We start from the raw sequence: 19,403 nt of genomic DNA, 5'->3' as shown, positions 1-19,403 counted from the left end.
GCCCAATGGCGGAACTTGTCACGTTCGAGAGTCAGGGTGTCGTGGGGGGGCATGACGCTGCGAAGGCCGGAAAAGTTCAATGCGCTCGATATTCCCATGCTGCGCGCTTTGGACGAGGCCCTGGATCGAGCGGAGGCGAACCAGGACGTCAGGGTCGTCTTGGTTTGCGGCGAAGGCAAGGGCTTCTGCGGTGGCGGAGATATCGACGCATGGTCGTCCCTGGACCCACTGCAATTCCAGTTCGACTGGATCCGATACGGGCACCGTGTTTTCGATCGACTTGCACAGCTGCGGCAGCCCACCATTGCCGTGCTGTCGGGGCATGCGCTGGGAGGCGGACTGGAACTGGCTACCGCCTGCGACTTCAGGGTCGCGGAGCCGCATGTCAAATTGGGATTTCCGGAAACGTCACTCGGTGTCGTCCCCGGATGGTCGGGAACTCAGCGTGCGGTCCGCCGCTACGGCCCGCAGACGGTGCGGCGGCTTGCGCTCGGCGGTGAGATCATCACCGCAGCCGAAGCTTTGACCCTCGGCATCGTCGACCGTGTCGCCGAGCCCGGCGCAGCGCGCGCGACGGCACAGGAGTGGGCGAGCCAGATTGCTGCTCGGGCGCCATTGGCCGTTGAGGCCACCAAGATGTTGATTGCCCTTGCAGAGGGTGAGGGAGGTGCAGCGTCCGCTGAAGCTCTTGCCAGCGGGTTCGTCAGCATGACGCAGGACGTGAAGATTGGAGCCGATGCATTCAGGAACAGACAGAAAGCAAACTTTGCCAGGAGTTAGATCAGGTCGTTCCGGCCATAGGGTCTGCAATCGAGCCAATATGGCAGCGTGCGACGGGTTGAGAGGAGGTCGCCGCCTGGATGCACCGCTCCTGGAGCGGCGCTGACACGTCACTCAAGCATAAGGAAAAAGCGGATCATTCGCCCGGCATAATCAGGCCCGCCGGCTAGCGCATCGTTTGGTGCGGAAAAGTGGATCCGGTTTTCGCTGACGCGGACCTCCGGTTCCGCATCAACGATGCGCTCTCTAGAGGAGGAAGCATCGGATGAGCCCCAAAAGTGCAGATCCACTTTTCTCGTCCGATGCTCTAAAGACGCTAGCGCTCCTCACCTCAGCATAGCGCTCATTGAGACTCCGGCTGGAGAATTGCGGCCAGTGTCGCGGCCTGAACTTTCGGGCTGACGGGATCGCCTCATGCCACACGACAGCAGTTAATGTGACGATGGCGCATGTAGAAAGAGTTGGAGCGGGCGTGCTCGCACGGAAACAGCGTTTGGAGAGCTCGCTGCAGCCACATTGGCTTGATGTGACGCCCCTGCTCTGGAGTTCCCACTATTCTTCGGATCGAGTGGTTGAATTGCGGAACACACACCCGCGCCAACGACTAAGACGTAGCCTTCTTCAGCGAGGCTGCGATGACAGTCATCAAATGCCAGGAGAAGAAAATGAAAGAGTCTTTTCACGACTTTCTCCGGTCGAAATGTGTTCGCGCACTATGTTTAATATATTATGTTTTGGCCAAGGATGCTATACATGACGCATCCTTGGATACCGCGTTCCTTCGGGGCTCTGCAGATCAGTCGGAACCAGCCGGAGCGAGCGCTTCTTCAGCACCGACAGTGCTCTGATCGGCCCACCTGAAGTCCTTAGCCGGGAGTAGGCGCATCAGATGATTTTGATTACCCATACACCAGCCGATCGAGACCTTTTCCTTGGCTCGGAAATTCTGTCGAAACTCCAGCTGCTCGGTGACGTCGTGCTCAATGAGAAACAGGCGCCACTCTCCACGGACGAACTCGTCGATCTCGCCAGGAACTGCGCCGTCATCGTCGCAGACTCCAGGACACGCGGCGAGAGGCGGCTCTTTGAGCTCAGCACAAATCTTGTCGCCTTCGTTCGTGGTCATGTGGACATCCGGAACGTGGATGTGGAGGCCGCCTCGGCAAGCGGGGTTCTGGTGGCGCGTGCCAGCGCTGGCTATGGTCCTGCGGTCGCTGAACTGGCCCTTGGTCTGATGATCGATCTCTCCCGCGGAATTACATCGGCCGCACAGCGCTATCGGCGCGAAACGGAGCCGGGCCGGGAGGTCGGACGGCAGCTCTCGGGCTCTGTTCTGGGCGTGATTGGATATGGCCACATCGGCCGAGGGCTCTGCGGGATCGCAGCGGCCTTGGGAATGCGTGTATTGGTATTTGATCCCCACGTCACAATCGGCCCCGATGCTGGGATCGAACAGGTGGCGCTGGAGGAGCTTCTCATCGGCGCCGACTTCCTCGTTCCCCTTGCGCCGGCCATGCCGGAGACAACGAATCTCATCGATGCAAAAGCACTCCGTCGGATGAAGCGTACGGCTTTTCTCATCAACGTATCTCGTGGAGAACTCGTCGACGAGATCGCCCTTGAAGCAGCTCTTGATGCGGGTCTCATTGCAGGCGCCGCCCTCGACGTGGGAACGGCGGAAAATCAGATGCCTCCTGCGCGGCTGGCGCGCCGCGACGACGTGATTGCGACCCCGCATATCGGCGGCCTCACGGCGCCGGCCATATGGCACCAAGCCGCAGAGACGGTCGAGCAGGTTGCAGACATCCTCAACGGACGGCTTCCGCCCGGCGCGGTCAATGGCTCGTCTGCGTACCGGCTTTCAGGCGGATCGCGACGGCCGTGAAGCCGCGGGTCCGGCGATTTTTGATCGTTGTCAGACCGTGTCGGAAGCACTCCGCTCAATCGGCATGACAGAGGTGACGTATTGTCCCGATGGTCAGCTCTCCCGTTGCGGGCAGAGGCGGCTCTGAGCGGCTTGGTCAGCTGCACGATATCGATCCGTGAGGGATGGCTGAGGGCAGGTGGCCTGACCTAGGTGGCTGGTCCCGCCTCGGCACTTCCTCGTGTGAAGCGCGCGAACGACCACTCACAGGGCCAAGTCTCAGGGGCAAGCCGGCAATTCCCCTCATGAGGGGATGATTCTCACCTGGAGCAAGCAGCTGAAGCTATGCGGCAGTATCAGGGCTCATGGTAGGGCCAAATCGGAGCCGGCAGGGACAGGCGGGAGCAGCCGTGAAACTGGAAATAGGGATAGGGACACACAGGGAATTTGCATCCCCTGTGTGTCCCGGCATTATCTCGCCGTGTAGAACGCCGCGGGCGTCTCCACAAAGCCAGGGCTAAATCAATGACTTAGCGGGCGACCACGGCGAGGCGACGGCAGTGACAATGAGACACTGGATCACCTCCTTTCGTTGTTGACGGGAAGCCCCCATATGGGGTCAGAAGAAGCCAACGAAAGGGCGGGGCGCTGCGGCGTTCTGTCCTCCACTGCGTCCACCAAGAACCTTAAGAGCCATGACCGATCTTCCGGCCCCTGTGGGCCGCCGCCGAACCTTTGCGATCATCTCCCACCCCGACGCGGGCAAGACCACGCTCACCGAGAAGCTGCTGCTCTTCGGAGGCGCGATCCAGCTCGCCGGCGAGGTGAAGGCCAAGAAGAACCGCGTCTCGACCCGCTCCGACTGGATGGGCATCGAGAAGGAGCGCGGCATCTCGGTCGTGACCTCGGTGATGACCTTCGAATACGGCGGCTGCGTCTTCAACCTGCTCGACACGCCGGGCCACGAGGACTTCTCGGAGGATACCTACCGCACGCTGACGGCGGTGGACTCGGCCATCATGGTGATCGACGCCGCGAAGGGCATCGAGGCGCGCACGCGCAAGCTCTTCGAAGTGTGCCGCATGCGCGACATCCCCATTGTGACCTTCATCAACAAGATGGACCGCGAGGCGCGCAGCCCCTTCGATCTGCTCGACGAGATCGAGAAGACGCTGGCCCTCGACACCGCTCCCATCACCTGGCCGATCAGCCAGGGCAAGAGTTTCGCCGGCACGTTCGATCTGAGCCGCAATCTCGTGCGCCGCATCGACACGGACGATGAGCTGATGCCGGTCTCCGGTCCCGACGATCAGAAGCTGGTGAACCTGCTGCCGCCGGAAGAGGCGGATGCCTGGCAGGAGGAGGTGATGCTGGCGCAGGAAGCCTGCAGGCCGTTCGATCTGGCAGCCTTCCGCGAAGGCCACCTGACGCCGGTGTTCTTCGGCTCCGCGCTGCGCAATTTCGGCGTGCGCGATCTCATCGATGCGTTGGCCGAGCATGCGCCGCCGCCGCGCGGCCAGGAGGCGGACAAGCGCCTCGTGGAAGCGGGCGAGAGCCGCATGACCGGCTTCGTGTTCAAGATCCAGGCCAACATGGATCCGAACCACCGCGACCGCATCGCCTTCATGCGCATCTGCTCAGGAAAACTCCAGCGTGGCATGAAGGCGAAACTCGTGCGCACGGGCAAGCCCATGAGCCTCAACACGCCGCAGTTCTTCTTCGCGCAGGACCGCGCGATTGCGGACGAAGCATGGGCGGGCGACGTGGTCGGCATTCCGAACCACGGCACGCTGCGCATCGGCGATACGCTGACCGAAGGCGAGGACATCGTGTTCCGTGGCGTGCCGAGCTTCGCGCCCGAAATCCTGCGCCGCATCAAGCTGCAGGATGCCATGAAGGCGAAGAAGCTGCGCGAGGCGCTGCAGCAGATGGCGGAGGAGGGCGTCGTTCAGCTCTTCATTCCGCAGGATGGTTCCGGCGCCATCGTCGGCGTCGTCGGTGCGCTGCAGCTCGATGTGCTCAAAGAGCGCCTCAGCGCCGAATACGGCCTGCCGATCGACTACGAGCCGACGCGCTTCTCGATCTGCCGTTGGATCACGGCGGACGATCCGCGAGAGCTCGACAAGTTCATCGAGAGCCACCTGTCATCCATGGCGCGCGATCTCGATGAGGCGCCCGTGTTCATGGCGGCAAATGCCTTCAACCTGCAATACGAGATGGATCGCTACAAATCGATCCGGTTCTCGGATGTGAAGGATTACCAGAAGAAGGCGGCTTGACGGCAGCTTGGTGTCGCCTGTCCCGTTCAGCGGGACAGGTGCGCAAGCGGAAGGCGCAGCTCGACGCGCAGCCCCTCGTGCTGCCAGTCGTAAGTGATCTCGCCCTCCAGCTGATCCATGACGCTTTTGCGTGCCAGGTGCGAGCCGAATCCCTTCGATGGAGGCGGGCCCTCGACGACGGGGCCGCCTCTTTCCTGCCAGACCAGCGATACGGTGTCTCCATCCTGCCAGCAGGCGACGGTGAGAGATCCATCGTTGGCGGAGAGCGCTCCATATTTGGAGGCATTCGTCGCAAGCTCGTGTAGTACGAGTGTCAGGCTGGTGGTCGATCGTGCACCGACCACGATCCGAGCGCATTCAATCAGGATTCTGCCGGGCAGGCTGAAATCTCTGTGCGGCGCCAGGATCGTTTCCACAATCGACGCAACTGTGGTTTCACCCTGATGCGGGTGTTCCTCCGAGAGGGCCGGGCGGATGAGCTCGTGGGCTCTCGCCAATGCCTGCAGACGCCCATGCAGCGCTGCGGCCATTTCTTCAGGTGATGCCGCGGTTCTCGCCGTCATGGTCACCATGGCGCTGGCCAGGGCGAACAGGTTCTTCACCCTGTGATTGAGTTCTTTCGCAAGAAGGCGGCGGGCCTCCTCATTCGTGCGGCGTTCCGTGATGTCGAGAATGGTGCCGAGAAGCCGGGAAGCCTGCGGCCTGCCGTCGACATTTTCGTAGAGCATGCGCCCCCTGCTGCTGATCCAGCGGGTCTCTCCATCGGGGCGAACGATGCGGTATTCCTTCTGAAGCTTGCCCTTCGAGTCAGGATCCATGAGAGAGCCGACTTTCTCGACCACCCAATCGCGATCCTCCGGGTGAATGGACGAGACCCAGAGCTCGTGCGTGAGCGGTTCATCGGCGGAGACACCAAAGATTTCTCTCTGGCGGTCCGACCAATAGATTGTGCCGGTCTCGACAATCCATTCCCATAGCCCCAACTCGGTCGCCTCGACGGCGAGCGCAAGGCGCTTGCTGTTGATGGCGCCTTCCTGCGTCTGCCGGTCGGCCTCCAGAGTGGCATTGACGCGCAAGGTCACGTCGAGGCCCAGCGACAAGACCCCGATGACCTGATTCCTGGTATCCCGCACGGGAAGGAACGTAATGTCCCAGAAGGTCGTGTCCTGCGCGGCGTCGGGACCACAGGCGACGCTGGTGATCTGAGCAGGCTGGCCGGTTTCAAGAACAAATCGTCGGGGAGCCAGCGTCTGCTCGGTATAGTGGTCGCCGAGAGCTTCGTGGATCGCTTTACCGACCAGGGCCTTACCCGAGACCGCAAGAGCAGAGCGGAAGATCTTGTTAGCGAATGCGAAACGGTGCTCGGGACCAAGAGTCATGCAGATGGCGAGCGGGACGTTTTCCAGAACGCTGGACAGGAATGCCCGGCTGAGACCTGCCGCTCCCGGCCCGAAGCGGATTTGGTCAAGGCCATGTGTCCAGGTTCGGAAGGAGCTCACGCCGGTATCCTATGAACCCACCAACTGCGGTACGCGGTAACCCAGGCCTGAGCTTAACCTATTAATATTATTTTGTAACTATTGCTGCGTCATAAAGTGTATTTCACGATCCCGTAACCGGAAGACCGCGAATTCCCGAAAATCCGGCAGCCCTCATGCGGCCAGTTTACGTTCCGAGAACTGAGCTTGCGTCTCCTCGACCTCCTTGAGGTTTGGAAGGCTTGCCTCGTTCCCGAGATGCTGAATGGCGTGGGCAGATGCCGCACGAGCGAAGATGAAATGCTCGCGCCAGGGCAGCTCGGGACGTGCCATCGCAGAGTAGACATACGAACCATGGAAGATGTCGCCCGCGCCGTTGGTGTCCACGACGAGCGGGGCGGGAATGTCGAGCGCCGGCAGAACGCTTTCCGTGCCGTTCTCGTCGTACCAGAGCATGCCGCGCTCGCCCATGGTGACGCCGCCGATCCTGCAGCCGCGGCCCTTCAGATAGGTGAGCATCTCGCTTGGGCTCAGGTTCATCTGCTCGCAGAGACGCTCGGCCACGATGGCGACATCGATGAACTCGAGAAGTTCATGCGTGTTGGAGCGCAGACCGCCACCGTCGAGGGACGTGAGAATGCCGGCCTCGCGGCAGGCCTTGGCATAGTGCATCGCCGCATCGGCCTGGTGGCCGTCGAGATGAAGCGCACGGCAACCCTGCAGGTTCAGCGGCGGCACGGGATGCAGGTAATGGTCGTCGCGGCAGCGCACGATGGCACGCTTTCCGCCGCGCGGCATGATGAAGGAAAGCGAGGATTCCTTCACCTTCCGGTGATGGACCGAGATGCCGTATTTCGCCGCCATGTCGATGAACATGCGGCCCAACCAGTCATCGGCAATCGAGGTCAGGAGGTCGGGCGCAATGCCGAGCTTGGCGCAGGCAAAGGCGGCCGTCACCGCATTGCCGCCGAAGGAAATGGCGTAATCCCGGGCGACGGTCTTATCGTCCCCCGTGGGGAGCTCATCCGCCAGGAAGGTGACGTCGATATAGGTCTGGCCTACGAAAAGAGCTTGCATGGCTTGAACAATCGTCTCAGTCCGAATGGAGACGAAGTCTTGGACGAGACCGGGACAATAGGCAAGCCTCGCTTGTCCACTCAAGCTCTGGTCAAGGTGGCGGCGAGCCTCGCCGCCGTCATGGCGGCGTCCAGATCCGTCGTGATGAACTCGACCGGGGCGATGAGATGCTGGCGGAAGGCGTTCGCCACGATGGGATGGAGCCGCGAGCCGCCGCCCGCCAGGGCTACGGGGCGGGGCCCCACGCGCTCAGTCAGGCAATTGGCAAGACGCGCCAGCTCCTCGCCCGCTTCGCGCAAGATCCGCAGGGCGGTCCTGTCATCGGCTTTCGCCGCCTCGCCGACAGCCTGCGCAAGGGAGCCGATCTTACCCCGGTCGCCGCCATAGACATAAGAGCGCACGATGTTCCAATCGGTGCCGCCGAGAGCCTTGGCGAGACATTGGCCCAGGGTCGTGGCCCAGCCTTTGCCCGGGCCTTCCTCTTCCTTCCGCAGAACCGTCTTCAGGGCCTCGCGTGCGATCCAGAAGCCCGAGCCGCCGTCGTCGATCAGGTTGCCGCGCCCGCCGACACGGATCACCTCCTTGGCTTCGGAGAGATAGTAGCCGATGGAGCCCGTGCCGCTATAGACGAGAATGCCCTCTCCCAGAGCGAAATAGGAAAGATAGGCGATCCACATATCCTCGGCGACGAAGACCTTTTCCTGAGGCAGTTCGAAGATCTCCGCGAACAGGGAGCGCATCTTGGCCTCTGCGGGTGTGTCGCGGGTGAGGCCCGTGATGCCTGCGATGATGCCGAGCGGCTTGCCCATGCGCGCCACGGCCTGAGCCATGTCGAGGATGATCTGGCGGGCTCTCTCTTCTGCAGCAGCTGAGAACAGATGGCCCGTCAAAGGCTCGGATCTGCCTTGCGCAACGCACTGGCCCTGATCATCGGCCAGGCGCCACCGGGTCGCCGTTCCGCCTGCGTCGATGCCAAGCCCCAATGCCATGACGCTCTTCTGGCCCCTTCTGCCGCTCGTCTAAAGCAAGCGTCTTACTTCTTTGTCTTGGAAAAGTCTGCCAGGGCTTCGCGCAAATTACCATCGCTGCGCTCAAGCGCCCCCCTGGCTTGCTGTGGACTGGCCCCCATGGCGATCAGAACGGCGGTCTTCAGGTCCCCGCCGGCTTGGAGGATCGCATCCGTGGCTGTCGCCTCGTCGCAATCGGTGATCTGCATCACCATCACTTCGCTGCGGCGACGCAGCTTCGCATTCGTCGCGCGCATATTCACCATGAGCCCGCGATAGACGCGGCCCATGCGCACCATGATGAGCGAGGAGAGAAGGTTCAGAATCACTTTCTGAGCGGTGCCGGCTTTCATGCGGGTGGATCCTGCAATCACCTCCTCGCCCGTGTCGGCGAGAATCGGATGAGAGCAGGCTTCCAGAATGGGCGCATCCGCATTGTTGGAGATGCCGATGGTCTGCGCGCCGCGTGCGGCGGCCTCTTTCAGCGCAGCGATGGTGAAGGGCGTCCGACCGCTCGCCGCCACGCCGATCACCACGTCGTCCGGGCCGATATTGTTGTTGCGGATGCCGGCAACTCCTTCCTCGACCGAATCCTCGGCATTCTCCACCGCCTTCATGATGGCGCCCGCGCCACCGGCAATGAGATAGACGAGCTTGTCGTCGGGCCAGTTGAAGGTGGGCGGGAGTTCCGTGCCGTCCTGGACGCCGATGCGGCCGGAGGTGCCCGCGCCCACATAGACGAGGCGTCCACCCCGGCGCAGGCGCACCGCTGCCTCTTGCGCCGCCGCCGCGATGGCCGGAAGCGACGACCTTACGGCGGCCACCGCCGAGAGCTGTCCCTCATAGAAGGCCGTGAGGACATCGAGGCTGGACCAGGTGTCGAGATCCTGGAAGCGGGTACTGAAATGTTCTGTCGCCATTATGCCAACTTTCTTCCAGACCAATATAGGACCAGTCCGCCGCTCCAGCAATCGACAGCCGGCCCCTGAAGGTCCGCGTCACCGCCTTTTTGCAGGCATCCTTAAAACCCGGTCCGGCCGTCGAACAACGCGATGACCTGCTCGCCCGTTGCACGTCGCAAGCCCAGGATGCCGCTGTCCTTGTGGCGGGACGGATGGACCCGGTTGGTCAGGAGGGACCAGGCGAGCCCTCGTTCGAAATCGACCCAGAGGCCGGTGCCGGTAAAGCCCGTATGGCCGATGGTCGTCGGGGAGCAGGCATCGCCCCCATGCCAGCCTGGATAGAAACCTTCCCAGCCGACGGTGCGCTTTTCCGATTCACGGGTCCGGATGGCCTTGAGCGAACCGGCTGAGAGAATCGAGCCGCCGAGAAGGCCATGGGCGAAGTCCAGAACGCCGTCGATGGTGCCGAAGAGACCGGCGTGACCGGACGCTCCGCCGAGCGCAAAGGCATTCTCGTCATGCACCTCGCCGCGGATCACGCGGCCGCGCCATGTGCAGCGCTCGGTGGCCGCGCACAGGCGCGGGTCCGGGCGAAAGGAAAAGCTTTGAGGAAGCGGCTGGTCGATCAGCGGTTTTCCCGTGATGCGTTCGATCGCGATGCCGAGCAGCATGAAGTTGATGTCGGAATAGACCGGCGGCCCACTTTGCCACACGCGCTGGAGAATGAAGGCGCGCAGCGTATTCGGATCCTGTCCGCAGGTGTACAGCGGCTCGACTGCAGGCAAATGGGTTTGATGCGCCAAGCATTGCCGGAACGTGAGACGCCGCTCAGCCGCATTCATGTCGTATTGGCGCAGATCCGGGATCACCTTGATCAGCGGGTCGTCGAGCGCGATGCGGCCTTCTTCCATGAGACGTAAGATCGTCGTGGTGGTGAAGATGACCTTCGTGAGCGATGCGAGATCGAACCATGTCTCCCGTGACAGGTTCTCCTCGTGCGGCTCGATCTGCGCGTAGCCTTTCCAGCGCACATCGCGCTGCCCATCGGCGGTCACGATCCCGAGTACCGCGCCAGGGATATCGCCGCAGTCGATGGAAGAGGCAGCAGGAGCGAAAGCCTGATCGCTGATCCTGTGGAGAGACATGATCTCAAGCCGCGCGATGCAGTTCGCCACCGGACATGGGATTGGGTACGCCCGTCGTGGTCGGGAGGCTCAGCGGCAAGCCGAGCGTCGACCTGACGGCGAGATAGCCGAAGGCTTGCGCCTCGAGAAAGTCGCCGTTCCAGCCGACGGCTTCCACGGGGTCGACAGGAACGCCGAGCCGCTCGTGCAAACGCCCCATGAAATGTGCATTCAGCCGCCCGCCGCCAGTGACCAGCCAGCGCTGCGGTGCGCGCGGCACGTGGCGGAGCGCGGCGGCGACGGATTCGATGGTGAAGGCTGCAAGCGTTGCCGCGCCATCTTCGTCTGACAGGACTTCGACGCCCTTGGCGCGCGCATGAAAATCCTGACGGTCAAGGGATTTGGGGGCAGGACGGCCGAAGAAGGGATTGCTCATGAATTCCGTGACGAGCTTCTCATCCACCTTGCCGGAGGCCGCGAGCTTTCCGTTTTCGTCGAAGCTCAAGCCGCGTCGGCGCAGGACGAAATCGTCGAGCAAAGCGCTCGCCGGTCCAGTGTCGAACGCAATCACCGTCCCGCCGTCGATATAGGTGACGTTTCCGACGCCGCCCAGATTGAGGATCATGATCGGCTGCGGCAGCGAACTCGCAAGCGCACGATGATAGAGCGGAACGAAAGGTGCGCCTTCACCACCAGAGGCCACATCCGCATGGCGGAAGCGATCCACGGTGTCGACGCCAAGCTCCTGCGCGACCATGGCGCCGAGACCGAGCTGGCGCGTGAAGCGGATCTCGGGCCGATGATAGACCGTCTGGCCGTGAAAGCCGATGAGGCTCACGTCCTTAGCCGGTATGCCCGTCTCTTCCATGAAGCGACGAATGGCTCCGATATGCGCCTGCGTGACAGCCCGTTCGAGATCCGCCAGCGGTTCGCTCTGCGCGCGGGCAGGCTCTGCGATCAGTTCCTGGAGGGTCTTTCTCAAGTCCTCTGGGTAGGAGAAGGTGCGCCCGGGCCCCGGTTCGACGAAGGCCTCACCATCCGTCTCCACGATGGAGACATCGATGCCGTCCATCGACGTTCCGCTGATCACGCCAATGGCTTTGGTGGGCGGACGTTGGGGCATTGGTTCCTCCGGGCATCAGGCTCGAGTGCCGGACCATAGCACAGGAAGCCAGGTGGTCTAGAGTGGTATGAGATTGGACCATGACAGGTCCGTGCAGCTGGTCTATAAATTCCTGGCGGCTTCCAAGGGAGGACAAGACGCATGTTCAGGTCAGCACTGCGCAGCACATTGAGCGCAGGTTTCGTGGTGGCTGCGATGGCTACCGCCTCGGCTCAGGTTCTGGAAATCGGCGCGGATCTCGGCCCCACCGGCCTCGACCCCCACCTCATCACCGCCTTCCCGAGCTTCATGGTGGTGAACGGCAACATTTATGAGGGCCTCACCGCCATCGACAGAGATCTGAAGATCATCCCGAGCCTTGCCGAATCCTGGACCATCTCGGCCGACGGCAAGACCTATACCTTCAAGCTGCGCTCAGGGGTAAGATTCCACGACGGCTCAGCGCTGGAGGCGGCGGACGTGGTGGCTTCCGTGAAGCGCCTGCTCAGCAAGGACATCGCTTCGCCTCTCGCCAGCCGCCTCTCGGCGGTCGAGAGCGCCAATGCCACCGATGCGCAAACCGTCGAGCTGAAGCTCAAGGAGCCCTCTGCAGCCCTCCTCAGTTCGCTCGCTACCATTGCCATCGTGCCGCGCTCCATGGAAACCAACAAGGACGCGCTCCAGAAGACGCCCGTGGGCACCGGCCCGTTCAAGTTCCAGGAATGGCAGCCGAACGGCTATATCCTGCTCACCAAGAACGAGGTCTACTGGGAGAAGGGGCTGCCGAAGCTCTCAGGCCTCAAGTTCAACATCGTGCCTGAATCGGCCACGCGCCAAGTCGGCCTGACCAACGGCCAATATGCGCTTTTACCGAACATCGATGCGGCGACTGCCCTGCAGCTCAAAGGTAAGCCGAACGTGAAGCTCGCTGAGACGATGGATCTCGCCTACACACTCGTCGGCATGAACGTGTCGAAGCCGCCCTTCGATAACCCGAAGGTGCGCGAGGCGGTGAACTACGCCATCAACCGCAAGGAGATCGTGGAAGCGGCCCTCTTCGGCGCGGGCGTTCCGGGCGGCCCGCTCTCGCCGGCGCTCAAGTCCTGGGCGCTCGATGTGAAGGAGTTCGGCTGCTATGCGCATGATCCGGCGAAGGCCCAGGCGCTCCTGAAGGAAGCGGGCGTGACGACTCCGGTTGCCGTGTCCATGAAAGTCCTGCCGCGCCAGGACATCAAGGACGTCGCGCAGGTCGTGCAGGAACAGTTGAACAAGGTAGGCTTCAAGGTTGAGCTGATCAACCAGGAGCAGGGCCAGTTCATCCAGGATTGGCGCAATAGCAACTTCGACATGTTCGCCTCGATCAATGCGGGCCAGCCCGACCCGGACGAGTACTTCTACCGCACCTTCCGCACGGGCGGTTCGACCAACGTGTTCAAGTACTCGGATGCGGAGATCGACAGCCTGCTCGACAAGGCACGCACCCTGTCGGATCAGGCCGAGCGCAAGACGGCCTACGATCAGGTGCAGAAGAAACTCGCCTGCTCGGGCCCTGTTGCGCATCTGACCTATGGGACGCTGTTCTCGGCCATGAACGACAAGCTCAAGGGCTATGACGTGATGCCGAACCGCTCGCTCATGATGCTGCGCAGCGCTTCCTATTGATCATGACCTGCACCGGCGCGGCTTTTTTGCATGCGCCGGTGCTTTTCTTTTTTGAAGAGCTGGCCCTGATGAATCGAGTTCTGCTCGCGCGTCTCATCGACCTCGTTATCGTTCTCTTCGGGGTTTCGATCATCGTGTTCCTAATGATCCGCCTGATCCCCGGCGATGCGGTTGCGATCATGCTAGGCGCGAATACCGAGATCACACCGGAGCGCATGGCGGAACTCAACCGGCGTGTCGGTCTCGACCGCCCAATCGTCGAGCAGTATGTGCTTTGGGCCGGAGCGGCACTTCACGGCGACTTCGGCACCTCGCTCTGGACTGGTCGCCCGGTCGCTACCGAAATCCTCATGCATCTTTGGCCGACGCTCGAACTCACCTTTCTGGCGCTCGTCATAGGTGCGGTTCTCGCGGTCCCCGTCGGCTGTCATATGGCGCAGACACACGGTGGCGCGGCTGATGTCGCCATGCGCATCGGCGCTATTGCAGGTCTCACGATCCCGTCCTTCTGGCTTGGGATCGTCATGATCCTTCTGCTCTCCGCCTGGGCACCGGGTTTCGCATCACTCGGCTATGTGCCGTTCTCTGAAGATCCTATCGGCAATCTTCAACGCATGCTGTTGCCGTCCATCGCGCTGGCTCTTCCGATCCTTGCCAACCTCTCACGCCTTGTGCGCTCGGCCATGCTCGATGCTCTGGGGCAGGATTACATCCGCACCGCCCGCGCCAAGGGCCTGCCGGAACGGCGCGTCGTCTACAAGCATGCCCTGCGCAATGCGCTCATCCCCTTTCTCACGAGCGTCGGCATCATGACCGGCTATCTACTCGGCGGCGCCATCGTGGTTGAACAGGTGTTTGCGATTCCGGGCCTCGGCCGTCTGATCCTCGGTGCCATTGCCGAGCGGAACTATCCGCTGATCCAGGCGACGATCCTCGTCGTGACCGCAGGCTTCGTCATCGTGAACTTCCTGGTCGATTTCCTCTACATCCTCGTCGATCCGCGGGTGAGGGCCTAGGTCGTGAAATACCTGATCAAGAACAAGCTCCTCACCTTCGCCGTGCTCCTGGTGGTGATCCAGATCGTCCTTGCCATTGGCGCTCCACTCTTTGCGCCCTACGACCCGATGGCACAGAGCGTGGCGCGCCGCCTGAGAGGCCCGACCGAGCTCAACTGGCTCGGCACCGATCAGCTGGGGCGCGATGTTCTCACACGCATTCTCTATGGCTATCGGACTTCGCTCATTGCCTGTGTGCTTGCCGTCGGTATTGCACTGCTCGCCGGTGGGACTCTCGGTCTGACGGCAGCCTATTATCGCGGCTGGCTCGACCGTATCATCATGCGTATCATGGACGTGCTCTTCGCATTTCCGGTAATGCTCCTCGCCATCGGCATCATCGCCGTGCTGGGCCCTCATACCTACAGCGCGGCGGCCGCCATCGCGGTGGTCTATACGCCGATTTTCGCGCGGCTCCTGCGTGGCCCGGCGCTGGTTCTCTGCGAGAGCGAGTTTGTCGCGGGCGCGAGGGCCATCGGCGCATCGGATGCGCGCATCATCTTCCTGCACATCCTGCCGAACATGGCCTCCGTCATTCTCGTGCAGACAAGCCTTCTGCTCTCCGCTGCAATCCTGGTGGAAGCCTCGCTCTCCTTCCTCGGCCTCGGCACGCAACCGCCAACGCCATCACTCGGATTGATGCTCTCCGAAGGTCGCAACTTCCTCATGCTCTCCCCCTGGAGCGCGATCTTTGCCGGATTTGCGATTCTCTTCCTCTCATTCGGCTTCAATCTTCTCGGCGATTCCTTGCGTGACACCCTCGATCCGCGTCTGAGAGGTCAGTCGTGATCGTGCGGCCAGCGCGTGCTGAAGATATTCTAGCCCTGGCTGAGGTGGCTGCGAGATCATACAGCGTATCATTCGGGACGATCCTGGAGCCGGAGGTGCTCGCAACCCGCAATGCCGCCTTCTTCGCCGAGCGCTTCCGCTCATCATGCGAGTGCATGTTGATCGCAGAGCAAAACGGCAAGATCGCCGGCTTCCTACTGATGACCGACGGCCATATCGACATGCTTTTCATGGACCCTGCTGTCAGCGGGCAAGGTGGTGGGGCGCGGCTTCTTGAGGCGGCGGAAAAACGAGGCGCAAAAAGCCTGGAGTGCTTCCGCGACAATCACGGAGCGCGCCGCTTCTATGAGCGCCACGGTTGGCGGGTCACGCGTCGCTACGAACGCGAGTTTGCGGGACGCAATCGCAGTTTCGTTTTCTACGAGAAGGGAGCGGCGACTTAAGACAGGCTCTCCCCACCGATCCAGGTCTCCTGCACATGGAGGCCTTCGTCGAGCAGCACGAGGTCGGCGCGGAAACCCGGAGCGATGTGTCCGAGTTCGCGATCCAATCTCAAGAAGGTTGCCGGCACGAGAGACGCCATGCGCAGCACGTCAGACAGGCCAAGACCAAGCCGTTCCACAGAGTTTCGCACAGCGCTTGCCATGTCGAGGTCCGAGCCTGCGAGCGTTCCATCCTCCGTTGTGAGCCGGCCGTCCTTGCGATAGATCGTGCGGCCATGGAGCTCGAAACTCTTCATGTCCGTTCCGGTCACGGACATAGCATCCGTCACAATCATCATCCGCTCCGTGCCTTTGGCGGCGATAGCCAAACGCAACGCTGCATCGCTGACGTGATGGCCGTCGACGATGAGCCCGCACCAAGTGTCGCGATTGTCGAGGGCAGCGCCCACCGGTCCGGGATCGCGCCCGGCGAGCGGCGGCATGGCATTGTAAAGATGCGTGAAGCCTCTGAGGCCATGACGGAAGGCCTCCATCACTGTCTCGTAGTCGCTTGCCGTATGGCCTGCACAGACGAGGACGCCGGCTGCAGCCAGCTTTGCGATCGACTCCATGCTGTTGCGCTCAGGAGCCAGCGTGACAAGTGTGCGGCCTTCCTTCAAGGAGCGCAGGATGTCGAGATCTTCCTCCTCCATCGGCCGGATGAAGCTGGCGTTGTGGACGCCCTTGCGCTCAGGACTGATGAAGGGCCCTTCAAGATGGATCCCGAGCACGCCGGGAACACGCATGAACAGTGCCGAACGCATGGCTTCGACGGCCTCGGCCATCTTCTCACGCACATCGGTGATGAAAGTGGGCAGAAGGCCCGTGGTGCCGTATTTGCGATGCGCCGCGGCGATGGTCTTGAGACCGTCCACACTGCGCACATCGTTGAACATCACGCCGCCGCCGCCATTCACCTGCACGTCGATGAAGCCTGGCGCAAGAAGTCCTGCCACGGCACGTCGGCGGATCCCTGCGCCAAGATCCCGCTCCTGCGGGACGGCAATGATGTGGCCGTTCTCGATGACGACGGCGCGGCCTTCGAGCATATGCGTGCCGTCGAAGACGCGGGCACCTGTCAGGGCAATCGGCATCAAACCGTCTCCGTCACTTTGCGCAGGCGCGGCGGGTTGTCCGGGTTGCGGCCCCGCGCCAGGGCAATGGCGTTCACGAGGGGATAGAAGCTCTGGATCATGGCGATCGGAGCAAGATAGGGGTGCACATCCTCGACCGAGGGCAGCATGACCGTCGCGGGCCCTTCAGCTGCACCCGCAACGACGACAGGAATGCCCTGTTCGTGGAGCCTGGTGACGAGATCGTTCACGCCGCTCAGGGTCTCATCGCGCTGGCTGAGGACAAGGATCGGGAAGTGATCCCCCGCCAGGGTCCACGGACCATGCATGAGTTCGGCTGCACTCATGGCTTCGGCGTGAACGCCCGAGGTTTCCTTCAGCTTGAGCGCCGCTTCCTGCGCAACGGCGAAACCGACGCCGCGCCCGACGACGAAGAGGTCGTTGGCTTGGGACAGCTCAGGGAGCGCCGCCGACCAGTCGATGGCAGCAGCCTTGGCAAGGACATCCGGCAAGGTATCGAGGGCTGCAAGCAGCTCCTGGTCCTGCGACCAGTGCGCCACCAGCTGAAAGCCTGCGGCGAGCGCTGCGATGAATGACTTTGTCGCGGCAACACTTTTTTCTGACTCTGCATGGAGCGGCAGCACGACCTCGCAGGTAGAGGCCAGGGGTGATGCGGTGTCGTTGACGAGAGCCACCGTCAATGCCCCGTCATCGCGGCCGGCCTGCGCAAGATTGAGAATGTCCGGGCTGCGGCCCGATTGCGAGACGGCGAGGAACAACGCGTCGCGCATGCGAGGGCGAGCCTCATACACCGATGTCACGGAGGGACCAACAGAGGCGGTGACGAGACCTGAATGAATTTCGAGCAGGTATTTGACGAAGGTCGCCGCATTGTCCGAGCTGCCGCGCGCGCAGGTGACAGCGAACGGCGGAGGTGATTGACGAAGGCGCTCGCCGAGGTCACGGCACAGAGCCGCATTGCTGGTGAGCAGGCGCGCCACCACCTCCGGGGCTTCGCGGGCCTCGCTCAACATGGCGGTTATGGAAGAATTCAAATCAGGCATCATCATGCGACATCCGCTCGGGCGGGCTGATAGTCAGCTCGGCCACGAAATCATAGGCATCGCCCCGGTAATAGGACGAGGTGAACTCGACGACTTCGCCTGCTGCCGTGAACGAGCGGCGCTCGATGTAAAGGGCAGGGCTCTGAGGTGGAACGTGGAGCAGGGTCGCCTGTTCCTCGTTCAGCAGCACCGCATGAAGCCGTTGCAAGGCGCGGGCCGGCATATAACCTTGTTCATGCAATGCAGCGTAAAGCGATTGCTTCACCAAGCTGGGATCCGGCAGGAAGCGAGACGGGATCACCGCATGTTCGATGGCCATGGGGATGCCGTTGGCCATGCGCAACCGATTGACGCGGCTCACGCTCTCGCCGGGAGAGAGGCCCAGCGCCATCAGCTCATCAGGCGAGGCTTGACCGGTGGAGCGGTTCAACAGAACGGCGGAGGATTGCAGGCCTCGCGCGGACATATCGTCCGTAAAGCTCGACAGTTGCGAGAGCGGCTGCTCCAGACGCATCTGCGGCGCGATAAAGGTGCCCGACCCCCAGCGCTGAATGAGCACACCCTTCTTTACCAGTCCGGTAATGGCCTTGCGCACGGTCACGCGCGAGATACCGAGTTGCTTGGCGAGGTCGCGCTCGCCGGGAAGAGCGTCGTCTGCTTTCAGCGAACCTTTGCGGACAGCGTCCTCGATGGATTGCTGGAGCTGGAGGTAGAGCGGTGTGGGATTGGATTCGTCCAGCGGAAGAGCAAGAGCTGCAGTGGCGTGGTCATTCATGGCTGCCTCCGCGACGAGGCATTCCGCCCCAGAAGAATGGCCCCATCCAAGGCATCTGCCTGAGGCGGCACGATTGTTTGTTGAATCGGAGGCGGCAGCCAGGGCCTTAAAGGATCCGCCAAGCCGCCGAACAGGCACAAGGCCGGTGCGCCGATTTCGAGCAGGCGCGTCGCGATGCGCGTGGCGCCAGCGGCTGAATCCTCGACTAGGGCAATGCCCAGCGGATCGCGCCTGTTGGCATATTCGAACACCAGCGGCGCATAGCGGGCGTAGTCTCCGGGGCGCGCATTGCCGACCCAATCAACCAGCACCTCGAGATCGTTGTTGAACTCGGCCAGAAGTGCATCGGAGAGGGGAGTGGAAGGGACCCGCCCGTCATGCGCCCAGACGCAGCGGCGCAGAAGATCGCGCCCCAGGGCGGCTCCGCTGCCTTCATCGGAAATCTCGAAGCCCCAGCCGCCGACGTAACGGCACTGCCCATTCACGCCGCCATAGCCGCACGAGCCCGTGCCCAGGATCAGGATGGCACCATCGCCCCCATTAAAGGCACCGAGCCAGGCAGTATGTGCATCCGTATCGATAGCGAAAGCGGCGAAGGGGTTGGGGCGGGAGAGAAGCCGCTCCACCGCGCTCGCCTGCCCTGCGCCTGCTGCCCCCATGCCGGCATGTATTGTCTTGAGGTTACCTTCCTGCAATCCGGCTTGGGCCAGCGCTTCACGGCAGGCAGTCAGAATGGAGTTCCAGACCAGATCGGGATCGAGGCGAATATTCGACGGGCCACCCGTTCCTTCTCCCAGCAAGGCGCCATCGGCATCTCGAAGCCGCGCCCGGCATTTCGTGCCACCGCCGTCGATGCCGAGGAAAAGGGGTTTGGTCATGGGAAGAGGAAT

General features: G+C 62.2%; 17 protein-coding genes. 7 read left to right on the top strand and 10 right to left on the bottom strand.

What is annotated here, in order from left to right; all coding sequences use genetic code 11:
* Window positions 1-15 precede the first annotated feature (15 nt).
* The 3 genes from AA309_RS04375 (at window position 16) to AA309_RS04365 (ending at window position 4,923) form a co-directional block, all read left to right on the top strand.
* On the top strand, window positions 16-780 hold the full coding sequence (locus AA309_RS04375) for an enoyl-CoA hydratase-related protein (protein ID WP_150117384.1): 765 nt from the start codon (window positions 16-18) through the stop codon (window positions 778-780).
* Window positions 781-1,669: 889 nt separating this feature from the next.
* Window positions 1,670-2,665: an NAD(P)-dependent oxidoreductase gene (locus tag AA309_RS04370; RefSeq protein WP_084730855.1), complete on the top strand. Its 996-nt coding sequence runs from the start codon at window positions 1,670-1,672 to the stop codon at window positions 2,663-2,665.
* Between the two features lie 674 nt (window positions 2,666-3,339).
* Window positions 3,340-4,923: a peptide chain release factor 3 gene (locus AA309_RS04365; RefSeq protein ID WP_047187773.1), complete on the top strand. Its 1,584-nt coding sequence runs from the start codon at window positions 3,340-3,342 to the stop codon at window positions 4,921-4,923.
* A 26-nt stretch (window positions 4,924-4,949) separates the two neighbouring features.
* On the opposite strand, the gene AA309_RS04360 is transcribed toward AA309_RS04365, so the two are convergent.
* From AA309_RS04360 to AA309_RS04335, 6 genes are all read right to left on the bottom strand, one after another.
* The gene (locus AA309_RS04360) at window positions 4,950-6,422 is read right to left on the bottom strand and encodes a PAS domain-containing protein (protein ID WP_052954471.1); all 1,473 of its coding nucleotides are present in this window, start codon (window positions 6,420-6,422) and stop codon (window positions 4,950-4,952) included.
* A 153-nt stretch (window positions 6,423-6,575) separates the two neighbouring features.
* Window positions 6,576-7,478: a sugar kinase gene (locus AA309_RS04355; RefSeq protein ID WP_047187772.1), complete on the bottom strand. Its 903-nt coding sequence runs from the start codon at window positions 7,476-7,478 to the stop codon at window positions 6,576-6,578.
* Between the two features lie 80 nt (window positions 7,479-7,558).
* Window positions 7,559-8,467, bottom strand: coding sequence for an N-acetylglucosamine kinase (locus AA309_RS04350; RefSeq protein WP_047187771.1), 909 nt, complete (start codon window positions 8,465-8,467; stop codon window positions 7,559-7,561).
* 44 nt (window positions 8,468-8,511) lie between these two features.
* Window positions 8,512-9,405, bottom strand: coding sequence for an N-acetylmuramic acid 6-phosphate etherase (locus AA309_RS04345; RefSeq protein WP_047187770.1), 894 nt, complete (start codon window positions 9,403-9,405; stop codon window positions 8,512-8,514).
* A gap of 101 nt (window positions 9,406-9,506) precedes the next feature.
* Window positions 9,507-10,532 carry a serine hydrolase domain-containing protein gene (locus AA309_RS04340; RefSeq protein ID WP_047187769.1) on the bottom strand — a complete coding sequence of 342 codons (1,026 nt, stop codon included), beginning with the start codon at window positions 10,530-10,532 and terminating at the stop codon, window positions 9,507-9,509.
* Window positions 10,533-10,536: 4 nt separating this feature from the next.
* Window positions 10,537-11,634, bottom strand: a complete 1,098-nt coding sequence (locus AA309_RS04335) for an anhydro-N-acetylmuramic acid kinase (protein ID WP_047187768.1) — start codon at window positions 11,632-11,634, stop codon at window positions 10,537-10,539.
* 141 nt (window positions 11,635-11,775) lie between these two features.
* On the opposite strand from AA309_RS04335, the gene AA309_RS04330 reads away from it, so the two are divergent.
* From AA309_RS04330 to AA309_RS04315, 4 genes are all read left to right on the top strand, one after another.
* Window positions 11,776-13,275: an ABC transporter substrate-binding protein gene (locus tag AA309_RS04330; RefSeq protein WP_047187767.1), complete on the top strand. Its 1,500-nt coding sequence runs from the start codon at window positions 11,776-11,778 to the stop codon at window positions 13,273-13,275.
* 68 nt (window positions 13,276-13,343) lie between these two features.
* Window positions 13,344-14,291 carry an ABC transporter permease gene (locus AA309_RS04325; RefSeq protein WP_047187854.1) on the top strand — a complete coding sequence of 316 codons (948 nt, stop codon included), beginning with the start codon at window positions 13,344-13,346 and terminating at the stop codon, window positions 14,289-14,291.
* A gap of 3 nt (window positions 14,292-14,294) precedes the next feature.
* A complete protein-coding gene (locus AA309_RS04320) occupies window positions 14,295-15,119 on the top strand; it encodes an ABC transporter permease (protein WP_047187766.1) in 825 nt (274 codons plus the stop codon).
* Window positions 15,116-15,562 (top strand): GNAT family N-acetyltransferase, encoded by a 447-nt coding sequence (locus tag AA309_RS04315; RefSeq protein ID WP_047187765.1) that lies wholly within the window; start codon window positions 15,116-15,118, stop codon window positions 15,560-15,562. Before AA309_RS04320 ends, AA309_RS04315 begins: the two co-directional genes overlap by 4 nt.
* Here AA309_RS04315 and nagA read toward each other — a convergent pair.
* The 4 genes from nagA to AA309_RS04295 are packed head-to-tail and all read right to left on the bottom strand — an operon-like array spanning window position 15,559 to window position 19,391.
* On the bottom strand, window positions 15,559-16,695 hold the full coding sequence (nagA, locus tag AA309_RS04310) for an N-acetylglucosamine-6-phosphate deacetylase (protein ID WP_047187764.1): 1,137 nt from the start codon (window positions 16,693-16,695) through the stop codon (window positions 15,559-15,561). The genes AA309_RS04315 and nagA overlap by 4 nt on opposite strands.
* Window positions 16,695-17,738, bottom strand: a complete 1,044-nt coding sequence (locus tag AA309_RS04305; protein ID WP_047187853.1) for an SIS domain-containing protein — start codon at window positions 17,736-17,738, stop codon at window positions 16,695-16,697. Before AA309_RS04305 ends, nagA begins: the two co-directional genes overlap by 1 nt.
* Window positions 17,731-18,513 carry a GntR family transcriptional regulator gene (locus tag AA309_RS04300; RefSeq protein ID WP_047187763.1) on the bottom strand — a complete coding sequence of 261 codons (783 nt, stop codon included), beginning with the start codon at window positions 18,511-18,513 and terminating at the stop codon, window positions 17,731-17,733. The genes AA309_RS04305 and AA309_RS04300 overlap by 8 nt, the downstream gene beginning before the upstream one ends.
* Window positions 18,510-19,391: a glucosamine kinase nucleotide-binding domain-containing protein gene (locus tag AA309_RS04295; protein WP_047187762.1), complete on the bottom strand. Its 882-nt coding sequence runs from the start codon at window positions 19,389-19,391 to the stop codon at window positions 18,510-18,512. Before AA309_RS04295 ends, AA309_RS04300 begins: the two co-directional genes overlap by 4 nt.
* Window positions 19,392-19,403 lie beyond the last annotated feature (12 nt).

The organism is Microvirga vignae (assembly GCF_001017175.1).
GTDB classification, from domain to species: domain Bacteria; phylum Pseudomonadota; class Alphaproteobacteria; order Rhizobiales; family Beijerinckiaceae; genus Microvirga; species Microvirga vignae.
This window is presented reverse-complemented; position numbering and strand designations above follow the sequence as displayed.

Coding starts and splice junctions, on each gene's coding strand:
- AA309_RS04370 (WP_084730855.1), top strand. CDS start 1,670: ATGATTTTGATTACCCATACACCAGCCGATCGAGACCTTTTCCTTGGC.
- AA309_RS04365 (WP_047187773.1), top strand. CDS start 3,340: ATGACCGATCTTCCGGCCCCTGTGGGCCGCCGCCGAACCTTTGCGATC.
- AA309_RS04355 (WP_047187772.1), bottom strand. CDS start 7,478: ATGCAAGCTCTTTTCGTAGGCCAGACCTATATCGACGTCACCTTCCTG.
- AA309_RS04350 (WP_047187771.1), bottom strand. CDS start 8,467: ATGGCATTGGGGCTTGGCATCGACGCAGGCGGAACGGCGACCCGGTGG.
- AA309_RS04345 (WP_047187770.1), bottom strand. CDS start 9,405: ATGGCGACAGAACATTTCAGTACCCGCTTCCAGGATCTCGACACCTGG.
- AA309_RS04340 (WP_047187769.1), bottom strand. CDS start 10,532: ATGTCTCTCCACAGGATCAGCGATCAGGCTTTCGCTCCTGCTGCCTCT.
- AA309_RS04335 (WP_047187768.1), bottom strand. CDS start 11,634: ATGCCCCAACGTCCGCCCACCAAAGCCATTGGCGTGATCAGCGGAACG.
- AA309_RS04330 (WP_047187767.1), top strand. CDS start 11,776: ATGTTCAGGTCAGCACTGCGCAGCACATTGAGCGCAGGTTTCGTGGTG.
- AA309_RS04325 (WP_047187854.1), top strand. CDS start 13,344: ATGAATCGAGTTCTGCTCGCGCGTCTCATCGACCTCGTTATCGTTCTC.
- nagA (WP_047187764.1), bottom strand. CDS start 16,695: ATGCCGATTGCCCTGACAGGTGCCCGCGTCTTCGACGGCACGCATATG.
- AA309_RS04305 (WP_047187853.1), bottom strand. CDS start 17,738: ATGCCTGATTTGAATTCTTCCATAACCGCCATGTTGAGCGAGGCCCGC.
- AA309_RS04300 (WP_047187763.1), bottom strand. CDS start 18,513: ATGAATGACCACGCCACTGCAGCTCTTGCTCTTCCGCTGGACGAATCC.
- AA309_RS04295 (WP_047187762.1), bottom strand. CDS start 19,391: ATGACCAAACCCCTTTTCCTCGGCATCGACGGCGGTGGCACGAAATGC.